General features: G+C 69.5%; 12 protein-coding genes. 1 reads left to right on the top strand and 11 read right to left on the bottom strand.

All coding sequences use genetic code 11. The features are described 5' to 3' along the window. Positions 1-5: 5 nt before the first annotated feature. Genes nuoK through AB0I73_RS05310 form a run of 11 tightly spaced genes read right to left on the bottom strand, consistent with a single transcriptional unit; the run spans position 6 to position 10,979 of the window. Positions 6-305 carry an NADH-quinone oxidoreductase subunit NuoK gene (gene nuoK, locus AB0I73_RS05360; protein WP_003974374.1) on the bottom strand — a complete coding sequence of 100 codons (300 nt, stop codon included), beginning with the start codon at positions 303-305 and terminating at the stop codon, positions 6-8. Then, positions 302-1,180, bottom strand: coding sequence for an NADH-quinone oxidoreductase subunit J (locus tag AB0I73_RS05355; protein WP_363033969.1), 879 nt, complete (start codon positions 1,178-1,180; stop codon positions 302-304). The genes nuoK and AB0I73_RS05355 overlap by 4 nt, the downstream gene beginning before the upstream one ends. Further along, positions 1,177-1,827 (bottom strand): NADH-quinone oxidoreductase subunit NuoI, encoded by a 651-nt coding sequence (gene nuoI, locus AB0I73_RS05350; RefSeq protein ID WP_363033967.1) that lies wholly within the window; start codon positions 1,825-1,827, stop codon positions 1,177-1,179. Before nuoI ends, AB0I73_RS05355 begins: the two co-directional genes overlap by 4 nt. Next, the gene (gene nuoH, locus AB0I73_RS05345; protein ID WP_363033965.1) at positions 1,820-3,193 is read right to left on the bottom strand and encodes an NADH-quinone oxidoreductase subunit NuoH; all 1,374 of its coding nucleotides are present in this window, start codon (positions 3,191-3,193) and stop codon (positions 1,820-1,822) included. The genes nuoI and nuoH overlap by 8 nt, the downstream gene beginning before the upstream one ends. Beyond that, positions 3,190-5,715 carry an NADH-quinone oxidoreductase subunit G gene (locus tag AB0I73_RS05340; protein WP_363033963.1) on the bottom strand — a complete coding sequence of 842 codons (2,526 nt, stop codon included), beginning with the start codon at positions 5,713-5,715 and terminating at the stop codon, positions 3,190-3,192. Before AB0I73_RS05340 ends, nuoH begins: the two co-directional genes overlap by 4 nt. Further along, positions 5,712-7,064 carry an NADH-quinone oxidoreductase subunit NuoF gene (gene nuoF / locus AB0I73_RS05335; RefSeq protein ID WP_363033961.1) on the bottom strand — a complete coding sequence of 451 codons (1,353 nt, stop codon included), beginning with the start codon at positions 7,062-7,064 and terminating at the stop codon, positions 5,712-5,714. The genes AB0I73_RS05340 and nuoF overlap by 4 nt, the downstream gene beginning before the upstream one ends. After that, on the bottom strand, positions 7,061-7,921 hold the full coding sequence (gene nuoE / locus AB0I73_RS05330) for an NADH-quinone oxidoreductase subunit NuoE (RefSeq protein ID WP_363033959.1): 861 nt from the start codon (positions 7,919-7,921) through the stop codon (positions 7,061-7,063). Before nuoE ends, nuoF begins: the two co-directional genes overlap by 4 nt. Continuing rightward, on the bottom strand, positions 7,918-9,303 hold the full coding sequence (locus AB0I73_RS05325; RefSeq protein WP_363033957.1) for an NADH-quinone oxidoreductase subunit D: 1,386 nt from the start codon (positions 9,301-9,303) through the stop codon (positions 7,918-7,920). The genes nuoE and AB0I73_RS05325 overlap by 4 nt, the downstream gene beginning before the upstream one ends. Next, positions 9,300-10,055 carry an NADH-quinone oxidoreductase subunit C gene (locus AB0I73_RS05320; RefSeq protein WP_363033955.1) on the bottom strand — a complete coding sequence of 252 codons (756 nt, stop codon included), beginning with the start codon at positions 10,053-10,055 and terminating at the stop codon, positions 9,300-9,302. The genes AB0I73_RS05325 and AB0I73_RS05320 overlap by 4 nt, the downstream gene beginning before the upstream one ends. Further along, entirely contained in the window at positions 10,052-10,606 is a 555-nt protein-coding gene (locus tag AB0I73_RS05315; RefSeq protein WP_363033953.1) for an NADH-quinone oxidoreductase subunit B family protein, read from the bottom strand. Before AB0I73_RS05315 ends, AB0I73_RS05320 begins: the two co-directional genes overlap by 4 nt. Positions 10,607-10,619: 13 nt before the next feature. Next, a complete protein-coding gene (locus tag AB0I73_RS05310) occupies positions 10,620-10,979 on the bottom strand; it encodes an NADH-quinone oxidoreductase subunit A (RefSeq protein WP_055570452.1) in 360 nt (119 codons plus the stop codon). Between the two features lie 795 nt (positions 10,980-11,774). Between AB0I73_RS05310 and AB0I73_RS05305 the strand changes: the two genes are divergently transcribed. Next, positions 11,775-12,626, top strand: a complete 852-nt coding sequence (locus AB0I73_RS05305) for a C40 family peptidase (RefSeq protein ID WP_363033950.1) — start codon at positions 11,775-11,777, stop codon at positions 12,624-12,626. Positions 12,627-12,895 lie beyond the last annotated feature (269 nt).

Raw genomic sequence — 12,895 nt, 5'->3', positions numbered from 1 at the left:
ACCCCTCACAGCTTCATCAGGCTGGCGTCGTCGACCGAGGCCGAGTGGCGGGAACGGAACAGGGACACGATGATCGCCAGCCCGACCACGACCTCCGCCGCGGCGACGACCATCGTGAAGAAGGCGATGATCTGGCCGTCGAGGTTGCCGTGCATACGGGAGAAGGCGACGAACGCGAGGTTGCAGGCGTTGAGCATGAGCTCGATGCACATGAAGACGACGATCGCGTTGCGCCGGATGAGCACACCGGTGGCGCCGATCGTGAACAGCAGGGCAGCGAGGTACAGGTAGTTGACCGGGTTCACTTCGATGCCTCCTCGGCCCGCTCGTACGCCGACTTGAACGTCGGCTCGACCGCCGCGCGCTCAAGACGCTCCTCCGCGCGCTGTTCCAGCGCCCGCAGGTCGTTGAGCGCCTCCCGCGACACGTCCCGGATCTGACCCCGTTCGCGCAGCGTCTTGTTGACGGTGAGGTCGGACGGCGTGCCGTCGGGCAGCAGGCCCGCGATGTCCACCGCGTTGTGCCGGGCGTACACGCCCGGGGCCGGCAGCGGCGGGAGGTGCTTGCCCTCGCGGACGCGCTGTTCGGAAAGCTCCCGCTGGGTCCGGGCCCGCTCGGTGCGCTCGCGGTGGGTGAGCACCATGGCGCCGACGACGGCCGTGATGAGCAGGGCGCCGGTGATCTCGAAGGCGAACACGTACCGGGTGAAGAGGAGGGCGGCGAGGCCCTGGACGTTGCCGTTCGCGTTCGCCTGGCCGAGGCCGTTGAACTCGGTGAGCGCGGCGTTGCCGATGCCGCCGATCAGCAGGATGCCGAAGCCGAGCCCGCACAGCAGGGCGAGCCAGCGCTGGCCCTTGATGGTCTCCTTCAGGGAGTCCGCCGCGGTGACGCCGACCAGCATCACTACGAACAGGAACAGCATCATGATCGCGCCGGTGTAGACGATGATCTGGACGATGCCCAGGAAGTAGGCGCCGTTGGCGAGGTAGAACACCGCCAGGACGATCATGGTTCCGGCCAGGCAGAGCGCGCTGTGCACGGCCCGCCGCATCAGGATGGTGCCCAGCGCGCCGATCACGGCGACCGTGCCGAGGATCCAGAACTGGACGGCCTCTCCGGCGGAGGTGGAGTAGGCGGCGAGATACTCGGTGGACGCGGTGTACGCGGTGTACGCGGTCATCCCCGGATCACCTTCTCCGAGGCCGGTTCGTCCTCGCCGAAGGTCGAGTCCGCCTCCTGCACGACCTCGCCCTCGGAGTGGGCGACCTGCCGCTCCGTGCCGGGCGCGGCCTCGGTCACCAGGCCCCGGTAGTAGTCCTGTTCGTCGGTGCCCGGGTACATGGCGTGCGGGCTGTCGACCATGCCCTCCTCCAGACCGGCGAGCAGCTGCTCCTTGGTGTAGATGAGGTTGGCGCGGCTGGAGTCGGCCAGCTCGAACTCGTTGGTCATCGTGAGCGCGCGCGTGGGGCACGCCTCGATGCACAGACCGCACAGGATGCAGCGGGCGTAGTTGATCTGGTAGACGCGGCCGTACCGCTCGCCGGGGGAGTAGCGCTCCTCGTCGGTGTTGTCCGCGCCCTCGACGTAGATCGCGTCGGCGGGACAGGCCCAGGCGCACAGTTCACAGCCGACGCACTTCTCCAGACCGTCCGGATGGCGGTTGAGCTGGTGCCTGCCGTGGAAGCGCGGGGCCGTGGTCTTCGGCTGCTCGGGGTACTGCTCGGTCAGCCGCTTCTTGAACATGGCCTTGAAGGTCACGCCGAAGCCGGCCACCGGGTTCAGGAAACCGGGCTTCGTCTGCCCGGGCTCCTTGGATTCCTCAGCCATCGGACGCCTCCTTTCCATCCAGAGATCCGTCACTGTGGGTATCGGGTCCGCCACTGCCGACAAGCTTCCGTTCCTGGCGCGAGGGCCGTCGCGGCACCGGCGGAAGCTCCTGTCCGGGCAGCGGCGGTACGGGGAATCCGCCCGCCATCGGATCGAAGGCGGCCGGGGCCTCGCCGGGTTCCTCGGCTTCCTCGCCCTTCTTGCTCCTCGCCCGGAACATGTCGACGACGAAGGACAGCACCAGCAGGGTGAGGACGGCCGCGGCGACGTAGAGGGCGATGTCGGTGAACCCGTAGTTCTCGTTCCGCAGGGCCCGCACCGTGGCGACGAGCATCAGCCACACCAGGGAGACCGGGATCAGGACCTTCCAGCCGAGCTTCATCAGCTGGTCGTAGCGGACCCGCGGGAGCGTGCCGCGCAGCCAGACGAACATGAACAGCAGCAGCTGGACCTTGACGATGAACCAGAGCATCGGCCACCAGCCGTGGTTCGCGCCCTCCCAGAAGGTGCTGATCGGCCACGGAGCGCGCCAGCCGCCCAGGAAGAGGGTGGTGGCGACGGCCGAGACGGTCACCATGTTGATGTACTCGGCGAGCATGAACATCGCGAACTTGATCGACGAGTACTCGGTGTTGAAGCCGCCGACCAGGTCGCCCTCGGACTCCGGCATGTCGAAGGGGGCGCGGTTGACCTCGCCGACCATCGTGACGATGTAGATGAGGAAGGAGACCGGCAGCAGCAGGATGTACCAGCGGTCGGCCTGCTGCTCGACGATCGTCGACGTCGACATCGAGCCCGAGTAGAGGAACACGGAGGCGAACGCGGCGCCCATGGCGATCTCGTAGGAGATCATCTGCGCGCAGGAGCGCAGACCGCCCAGCAGCGGGTAGGTGGATCCGGAGCTCCAGCCCGCCAGGACGATGCCGTAGATGCCGATCGAGGCGACCGCGAGGATGTAGAGCAGGGCGATCGGCAGGTCGGTGAGCTGCATCGTGGTCCGCTGACCGAAGATCGAGATCTCGTTGCCGGACGGCCCGAAGGGGATCACCGCGATCGCCATGAAGGCCGGAACGGCCGCGACGATCGGCGCGAGGACGTACACCGCCTTGTCCGCGCGTTTGACGACGACGTCTTCCTTGAGCATCAGCTTCACGCCGTCGGCGAGCGACTGGAGCATGCCCCAGGGGCCGTTCCGGTTGGGGCCGATGCGCCGCTGCATCCAGGCGACGATCTTGCGTTCCATCACGATGGCGATCAGCACCGTCACCATGAGGAAGGCGAAGCAGAACACCGCCTTGAGGGCGATCAGCCACCAGGGGTCGCGGCCGAACATCGAGAGGTCTTCAGCGGCGAAGTACAGGCTCATGCCTCCACCTCCTCGGGGGCTTCGCCGGCGAGTGCCGCCGGGCCGATACGGACGAGGGAGCCGGGCAGCGCCCCGGTGTCGGAGGCGACACCGCCGCCCGCGGAGTTCAGCGGGAGCCACACCACGCGGTCGGGCATCTCGGTGACGTTCAGGGGGAGTTCGACCGTTCCGGCGGTGCCGGTCACCGCGATCAGGTCGCCGTCCTCGACGCCGACCTCGACGGCCGTGGCGGCCGACACCCGCGCGTGCGCGGCGTGCCGGGTGCCGGCGAGCGCCTCGTCGCCCTGCTGCAGGAGTCCCTGGTCCAGCAGCAGCCGGTGTCCGGCCAGCACCGCCTCCCCGGCGGCCGGCCGGGGCAGCGCGCCCGCGGTCCGCAGCGGTTCGGTGGCCCGCGGGCCGTCCCAGGTGCCGAGCCGCTCGATCTCCGCGCGTACCGTGCGCAGATCCGGCAGGCCCAGGTGCACGTCCATGGCGTCGGCCAGCATCTGCAGCACGCGCGCGTCGGTCGGCGGGAGGGGGCGGGTCATCTGGTCGGGCTTGAGCGCCGCCTCGAAGGGCCGGACCCTGCCTTCCCAGTTGAGGAAGGCACCGGCCTTCTCGACGACGGCCGCCACCGGCAGCACCACGTCGGCGAGTTCGGTGACCTCGCCGGGCCGCAGCTCCAGGGAGACCACGAACCCGGCCTCGGCGAGTGCCGCACGCGCGCGTGCGGGGTCGGGCAGGTCGGCGACCTCCACGCCCGCGACCAGCAGCGCCTGCAGCTCGCCGGTCGCCGCGGCCTCGACGATCTCGCCGGTGTCGCGGCCGTAGCGGTGCGGGAGAGCGGCGACGCCCCAGACGGCGGCGACCTCCTCCCGCGCACGCGGGTCGGTCGCCGGGCGCCCGCCCGGCAGCAGCGACGGCAGCGCGCCCACCTCGACGGCGCCCCGCTCCCCGGCCCGGCGCGGGATCCACACCAGCCGGGCGCCGGTCGCGGTGGCGATCCGTACGGCGGCGGTGAGACCGCCCTCGACGGCGGCGAGCCGCTCACCGACGACGATCACCGCGCCCTCGGTCCGCAGCGCTTCGGCCGCCCTGGCCCCGTCGCCCTCCAGGCCGACGCCGCTCGCGAGCGCGTCCAGCCATTCGGTCTCGGTGCCGGGGGCCGCCGGCAGCAGCGTGCCGCCGGCCTTCTCCAGGCCGCGCGTGGCGTACGTGGCCAGGGCGAAGGTCCGCTGCCCGTGGGTACGCCACGCCTTGCGCAGCCGCAGGAAGACGCCGGGCGCCTCCTCCTCCGACTCGAACCCGACCAGCAGGACGGCGGGCGCCTTCTCCAGCGAGGAGTACGTGACACCGTCCCCGGGATGCGGGCCGGACGCGCCCCCGAGATCGTGTCCGCGACCCGCGACCCGCGCGGCGAGGAAGTCGGCCTCCTCGGCGCTGTGCACGCGCGCGCGGAAGTCGATGTCGTTGGTGTCGAGCGCCACGCGCGTGAACTTGCTGTACGCGTAGGCGTCCTCGACGGTGAGCCGGCCGCCGGTCAGGACGCCGGTGCGGCCGCGGGAGGCCAGCAGCCCCTGGGCCGCGATCTGCAGTGCCTCGGGCCAGGAGGCGGGCTCCAGCTCACCCTCGGCGTTGCGCACGAGCGGGGTCTGCAACCGGTCCCGCTGCTGCGCGTACCGGAACCCGAAGCGCCCCTTGTCGCACATCCACTCCTCGTTGACCTCGGGGTCGTCGGCGGCCAGCCGCCGCATGACCTTGCCGCGCCGGTGGTCGGTGCGGGTGGCGCAGCCGCCGGAGCAGTGCTCGCACACCGACGGCGAGGAGACCAGGTCGAAGGGGCGGGAGCGGAACCGGTAGGCCGCCGAGGTGAGCGCGCCGACCGGGCAGATCTGGATGGTGTTGCCGGAGAAGTACGACTCGAAGGGATCGCCCTCGCCGGTGCCGATCTGCTGGAGCGCGCCCCGCTCGACCATCTCGATCATCGGGTCGCCGGCGATCTGGTTGGAGAAGCGGGTGCAGCGGGCGCACAGCACGCACCGCTCACGGTCGAGCAGCACCTGGGTGGAGATCGGGACGGGCTTCTCGTAGGTCCGCTTCTTTCCTTCGAAGCGGGACTCGGGGTTGCCGTGCGACATCGCCTGGTTCTGCAGCGGGCACTCGCCGCCCTTGTCGCAGACCGGGCAGTCCAGCGGGTGGTTGATGAGCAGCAGCTCCATCACCCCGCGCTGGGCCTTCTCCGCGACGGGCGAGGTCAGCTGGGTCTTCACCACCATCCCGTCGGTGCAGGTGATGGTGCAGGAGGCCATGGGCTTGCGCTGGCCCTCGACCTCGACGATGCACTGGCGGCAGGCGCCGGCCGGGTCGAGGAGGGGGTGGTCGCAGAACCGGGGGATCTCGATGCCGAGCTGTTCGGCGGCCCGGATGACCAGGGTGCCCTTGGGCACGCTGGTCTCGACGCCGTCGATCGTCAGCGTCACGAGGTCCTCGGGCGGGACCGCCGCTTCTCCCCCACCGGAGGGAGAGCTGGTGGTCACAGTCATGCGTGCACCTCCGTACGGTCGGCCCAGGCCGTCGACTTGGCCGGGTCGAACGGGCAGCCACGGCCCGTGATGTGCTGCTCGTACTCCTCACGGAAGTACTTCAGCGAGGAGAAGATCGGCGAGGCGGCGCCGTCGCCGAGGGCGCAGAACGCCTTGCCGTTGATGTTGTCGGCGATGTCGTTCAGCTTGTCGAGGTCGGACATCCGGCCCTTGCCGGCCTCGATGTCGCGCATCAGCTGCACGAGCCAGTACGTCCCTTCGCGGCACGGCGTGCACTTGCCGCAGGACTCGTGGGCGTAGAACTCGGTCCAGCGGGTGACGGCCCGTACGACGCAGGTCGTCTCGTCGAAGCACTGGAGCGCCTTCGTGCCGAGCATGGAACCGGCGGCGCCCACCCCTTCGTAGTCCAGGGGGACGTCGAGGTGCTCCTCGGTGAGCAACGGCGTCGAGGAGCCGCCCGGCGTCCAGAACTTCAGGCGGTGCCCGGGCCGCACGCCGCCGCTCATGTCGAGCAGCTGGCGCAGCGTGATGCCCATCGGCGCCTCGTACTGCCCGGGGCGTGCGACGTGGCCGCTGAGGGAATAGAGGGTGAAGCCGGGTGACTTCTCGCTGCCCATCGAGCGGAACCATTCCTTGCCCCGGTTCATGATGGCGGGAACCGAGGCGATCGACTCGACGTTGTTCACCACGGTGGGGCACGCGTAGAGGCCCGCGACGGCGGGGAAGGGAGGACGGAGCCGCGGTTGGCCACGGCGGCCTTCGAGCGAGTCGAGCAGTGCGGTCTCCTCGCCGCAGATGTACGCGCCGGCGCCCGCGTGCACGGTGAGTTCGAGGTCGAGTCCGCTGCCCAGGATGTTCTCGCCGAGCAGGCCCGCCGCACGGGCCTCGCGCACGGCCTCGTGCAACCGCCGCAGCACGGGGACGACTTCACCACGCAGGTAGATGAAGGCATGGGACGACCTGATGGCGTAGCAGGCGATGACGATGCCCTCGATGAGGCTGTGCGGGTTCGCGAAGAGGAGCGGGATGTCCTTGCAGGTCCCGGGCTCCGACTCGTCGGCGTTGACCACCAGGTAGTGGGGCTTGCCGTCTCCCTGGGGAATGAACTGCCATTTCATTCCCGTCGGGAAGCCGGCGCCGCCGCGCCCGCGCAGACCGGACTCCTTGACGTACGCGATGACGTCGTCCGGTGACATGGCGAGGGCCTTGCGGAGCCCCTCGTACCCCTCGTGCCTCTTGTAGACGTCCAGGGTCCAGGACTCGTCCTCGTCCCAGAAGGCCGACAGCACGGGTGCGAGCAGCTTCTCCGGACCGATGTCCTTGAGTTCGGCGGGTGCCAAGGTCATCACTCCCCCTCCTCTGCGACGGGTCCGGCCGGGTGCTCCGGATCGGAGGCCGATGTGTCCTGCGGCGCGTCGTGCGAGCTGAGGTGCTCCGTCGGCGACGGCTCGTGCGGCGGGGTGTCCGTGGGCGCCTCGCCGCGCGGGTGCACCACGCGCGCGGGGGCGGCCTCTCCCTTGGCCAGCTTCAGGCCGGTCAGGGAAGCGGGTCCCGCGCTGCCCGTGGCCTCGACGGCGCCCTCCCGCTCGTCGGGGAAACCGGCCAGGATCCGGGCGGTCTCCTTGAACGTGCACAGCGGCGCCCCGCGCGTGGGCGAGACCGGGCGGCCGGCCCGCAGGTCGTCGACCAGGCGCTTGGCGCTCTGGGGGTCCTGGTTGTCGAAGAACTCCCAGTTGACCATCACGACGGGTGCGAAGTCGCAGGCCGCGTTGCACTCGATGTGTTCGAGGGTGACCTTGCCGTCCTCGGTGGTCTCGCCGTTGCCGACGCCGAGGTGCTCCTGGAGCTCCTCGAAGATGGCGTCGCCGCCCATGACGGCGCACAGGGTGTTGGTGCACACCCCGACCTGGTAGTCACCGCTCGGCCGGCGCCGGTACATGGTGTAGAAGGTGGCGACGGCGGTGACCTCGGCCGTGGTCAGGCCGAGCACGTCCGCGCAGAACTGCATTCCGGTGCGCGTGACGTGGCCCTCCTCCGACTGCACGAGGTGCAGCAGCGGCAGGAGGGCGGACCGGGAGTCCGGGTAGCGGGCGATGACCTCGCGCGCGTCGGTCTCCAGCCGGGCCCGGACCCCGTCCGGGTAGGCGGGCGCGGGCAGTTGGGGCATGCCCAGGCTGACGCCCCGCTCCGAAGATGAGGTGGTCACCGGTCGACGCCTCCCATCACGGGGTCGAGGGATGCCACGGCGACGATGACGTCGGCGACCTGGCCGCCCTCGCACATCGCCGCCATGGCCTGCAGGTTGGTGAAGGACGGGTCGCGGAAGTGGACCCGGTAGGGACGGGTGCCGCCGTCGGAGACGACATGCACCCCGAGCTCGCCCTTGGGCGACTCGACCGCCGTGTACGTCTGTCCCGGCGGCACGCGGAAGCCCTCGGTGACCAGCTTGAAGTGGTGGATCAGGGCCTCCATGGAGGTGCCCATGATCTGCTTGATGTGGTCGAGGGAGTTGCCCAGTCCGTCCGGCCCCATGGCGAGCTGGGCGGGCCAGGCGATCTTCTTGTCGGCGACCATGACCGGCCCGGGCTGGAGCCGGTCCAGGCACTGCTCGACGATGCGCAGCGACTGGCGCATCTCCTCCAGCCGGATCAGGAAGCGGCCGTAGGAGTCGCAGGTGTCCGCGGTGGGGACCTCGAAGTCGTACGTCTCGTACCCGCAGTACGGCTGCGCCTTGCGCAGGTCGTGCGGCAGACCGGTGGAGCGCAGGACGGGACCGGTGGCCCCGAGGGCCATGCAGCCGGCCAGGTCCAGGTAACCGACGTCCTGCATACGGGCCTTGAAGATCGGGTTCCCGGTGGCGAGCGCGTCGTACTCCGGGAGGTTCTTCCGCAGTGTCTTCACGAGCTCGCGGATCTGGTCCACCGCTCCGGGCGGCAGGTCCTGGGCGAGTCCGCCGGGGCGGATGTACGCGTGGTTCATCCTGAGGCCCGTGATGAGCTCGAAGGCGTCGAGAATGAGTTCACGATCACGGAATCCGTAGATCATGATGGTGGTGGCGCCGAGCTCCATGCCTCCGGTCGCGATGCACACCAGGTGGGAGGAGAGCCGGTTCAGCTCCATCAGGAGCACGCGGATGACCGAGGCGCGGTCGGGGATCTGGTCCTCGATGCCGAGGAGCTTCTCGACGCCGAGGCAGTACGCCGCCTCGTTGAAGAACGGCGTCAGGTAGTCCATGCGCGTCACGAACGTGGTGCCCTGGGTCCAGGTCCGGTACTCGAGGTTCTTCTCGATGCCGGTGTGGAGGTAGCCGATGCCGCAGCGGGCCTCGGAGACGGTCTCGCCGTCGATCTCCAGGATCAGCCTGAGCACGCCGTGCGTGGACGGGTGCTGCGGGCCCATGTTGACGATGATGCGCTCGTCGTCACTGCGGCTCGCCGTCTGGACGACCTCGTCCCAGTCGCCGCCGGTGACGGTGTAGACGGTGCCTTCCGTGGTCTCGCGCGCGGAGGCGGCGGATGCCGTCGAAGAGGTGGTCCCGGAGGGACTCGATGAGGGGTGGTGGCCGGGCGACGGGTTGGCAGTGCTCATGAGTACGACCTCCGCTGGTCCGGAGCCGGGATCTGGGCGCCCTTGTACTCGACGGGGATGCCGCCGAGGGGATAGTCCTTGCGCTGCGGGTGGCCCTGCCAGTCGTCCGGCATCAGGATCCGCGTCAGGGCCGGGTGGCCGTCGAAGACGATGCCGAAGAAGTCGTACGTCTCGCGCTCGTGCCAGTCGTTCGTCGGATAGACGGAGACCAGCGACGGGATGTGCGGGTCGTCGTCGGGGGCGCTGACCTCCAGGCGGATCAACCGGTTGTGGGTGATCGAGCGCAGGTGGTACACGGCGTGCAGTTCGCGGCCCTTGTCGTTCGGGTAGTGGGTGCCGCTGACACCGGTGCACAGTTCGAAGCGCAGCGCGGGGTCGTCCCGCAGGGTCCTCGCGACCCGGACCAGGTGCTCGCGTTCGATGTGGAAGGTGAGTTCGCCGCGGTCGACGACCGTCTTCTCGATGGCGTTCCGGGGAAGCAGGTCCTGCTCCTCCAGCGCGCCCTCCAGTTCGTCGGCGACCTCGTCGAACCAGCCTCCGTAGGGGCGGTTCGACGGTCCCGGGAGCCGGACCGAGCGGACCAGACCACCGTAACCGGAGGTGTCGCCGCCGTTGGCGGCGCCGAACATGCCGCGCTGGACGCGGATCTCCTCACCGCCCTCGCCGCGCCTGCCGGGAAGGTTCTCCGCCGAGAGGTCCTTCTCCGGGTTCACGCCGCCGCCGTCACCCGCGGCGTTCTTCGCGTCACTCATCGCAGCAGCCCCTTCATCTCGATGGTGGGCAGTGCCTTGAGCGCCGCCTCCTCCGCCTCACGGGCCGCTTCCTCGGCGTTCACACCGAGCTTGGAGCTCTGGATCTTCTGGTGGAGCTTGAGGATGGCGTCCATCAGCATCTCGGGCCGGGGCGGGCAGCCGGGGAGGTAGATGTCGACCGGGACGACGTGGTCGACGCCCTGGACGATCGCGTAGTTGTTGAACATGCCGCCCGAGGAGGCGCAGACCCCCATGGAGATCACCCACTTGGGGTTCGGCATCTGGTCGTAGACCTGCCGCAGCACCGGCGCCATCTTCTGGCTGACCCGGCCGGCCACGATCATCAGGTCCGCCTGCCGCGGCGAGCCGCGGAAGACCTCCATGCCGAAACGCGCCAGGTCGTAGCGGCCGGCGCCGGTGGTCATCATCTCGATGGCACAGCAGGCGAGTCCGAACGTGGCGGGGAACATGGACGACTTGCGCACCCAGCCCGCGGCCTGCTCGACGGTGGTCAGCAGGAATCCGCTCGGCAGCTTTTCTTCGAGTCCCATGGTCAAAGGCCCTTCAGTCCCATTCCAGGCCGCCCCGCCGCCATACGTACGCGTATGCGACGAAGACGGTGAGCACGAAGAGCAACATCTCCACGAGCCCGAAAATCCCCAGCGCGTCGAAGCTGACGGCCCAGGGATAAAGGAAGACGATCTCGATGTCGAAGACGATGAAGAGCATCGCCGTCAGGTAGTACTTGATGGGGAAGCGCCCGCCGCCGGCCGGCGTGGGGGTCGGCTCGATACCGCACTCGTAGGCCTCGAGCCTGGCGCGGTTGTACCGCTTCGGACCGATCAGCGTGGCCATGACCACGGAGAAGATCGCAAAGCCTGCCCCGAGGGCTCCCAGTACGAGGATGGGCGCATACGCGTTCACCGCTCCTCGCTCCTCTCAGTCGGCACTGACTGCTGGCGAGTCGAGCTCACTTCCGCCCCACGCGTCCCCCGAACCACGCCCGCCCCGGCGGAGATCGAGAACATGTGAAGCGGGTCACAAGCCCAACCGCTCCGCATCCTATGCCCGCAGGTCTGTGATCTGCGACACGGGGTATTGCCAAAGCTTTGTGATCTCCACCACCTGACGAACGATCATGAAGCCGGATGAGCAGTGATCTTCACACGCGAAGCGTCCGCGCGGTCACCAGAAGTGACAATTTACCACGTCAGTGCAGGTCAGAGGGGTCGTCTCAATATCAAGAAGGTTCCCCTGCATGCAAATTGGCGCTGGACTCGTTCCCTTGTTAGAGGAGGCGTTCACACATCAGGGGGACGCGAGGCGCGATGTGGACGCGTGCACGCGTTCACGAAGTCCCGGCGCCGCGATCCGGCCGCGATCAGGCTGCGATCCGGTCGTGACCCACCCGCGATCCGCTCGCGATCTCACCGCAACCCGGCCGCAACCGACCACGGCGCGCATTCCGGACGCGTCGGGACGGGTAACCGTTCCGTGACCTCCGCCACACCCTGCGAGGCGACGAGGGAAGAGGGCTTGGCCAATCGTTCCGAGCGATGGTAGGTGCCGGGGCAATTCGGACGTAAAGATGAAAGACCGTGATCACGGGCCCATTACGGCCCGCCCGCAATGTCCGTTACGGCGTCAATAAAGAGCGACACGCCCGGGATTCTCGGCTGCCGTTGAACAACTGTGGCGCAGCACACGTTTCTTGTGGATATGAAGGAGCCCCTGGTACCGGTTGTTCCCATGTCCCACACCGCTCACATACGCAGCCACCGGAAACCCCGCCGCACCGCGCCCTCCACGATGGCGATGCGGGCCGGAGTCGCCAGTGGTGTTCTCAGCACTCTGGCAGTGGCCGGGGCGTCGGCGGCGAACGCCGCCGAGCCGGTGACGCAGACCCTCGAGCTGCCCACCCTGACGGCCGACCTGTCCACCCAGGTCGCCCAGTCCGCACAGGCCACCCAGCAGGCCGCCGCGAACTACCAACTGCAGGCCGAGCGGGACGCCGCCGCGGCCGAGGCCGCCAAGGAGGCGAAGGCCGACCTCGCCGAGGCCAAGAAGAAGGCCGAGGCGAAGAAGAAGGCCGCCGAGGAGGCCCGCAAGGCCGCCGCCGAGCGCGCCACGCGCGACGCGGAGCGCGCCGTCCTCACCGCCGACGCGGGCGCCACGAGCGCGGCGGCCACCGCGGTCACCGCCTCCGCGCCGACCGGCGGCAGCGTCGCGACCGTCATCGCCTTCCTCAAGGCGCAGGTGGGCGACGCCTACGTCATGGGCGCCACGGGCCCCAACGCCTGGGACTGCTCCAGCCTGGTGCAGGCCGCGTTCAAGCAGGTCGGCGTCGACCTCCCGCGCGTCTCGCAGGACCAGTCGACCGTCGGCACCGACGTCTCGCTGTCCAACCTCCAGGTCGGCGACATCCTGTACTGGGGCGGCAAGGGTTCCGCGTACCACACGGGCGTCTACATCGGTGACGGCCAGTACCTGGACGCCGCCAACCCGTCCAAGGGCGTCGTCATCCAGGACCTCTCCGGCTACCCCGCCTCGGGTGCCGTGCGCGTGCTCTGAGCCGCGTCGCCACGAACGGATCGGGCCCGAACGGGCCCGGGTTCGCACGGGCGGGAGGGCCGCTGCCACTCGGTGGCAGCGGCCCTCCCGTTCGCGCGCTCCCCACTCACCCGGACACCCGGCCAAGATGTCCCGCATGCCCGAATCATCACCCGTACGGCGTGCGTTGACGGGGTGACACCGCATCGACCGAGCGCCCTGCGGCGCCGTGGCGGCCCCTCACGGCGCCCCGGACACGCCTCGGCGGCCGAGGGTCCGTCCATCCGGCC

The sequence above is a fragment of the Streptomyces sp. NPDC050388 genome (genome assembly GCF_040655635.1).
GTDB lineage: Bacteria > Actinomycetota > Actinomycetes > Streptomycetales > Streptomycetaceae > Streptomyces.
This window is presented reverse-complemented; position numbering and strand designations above follow the sequence as displayed.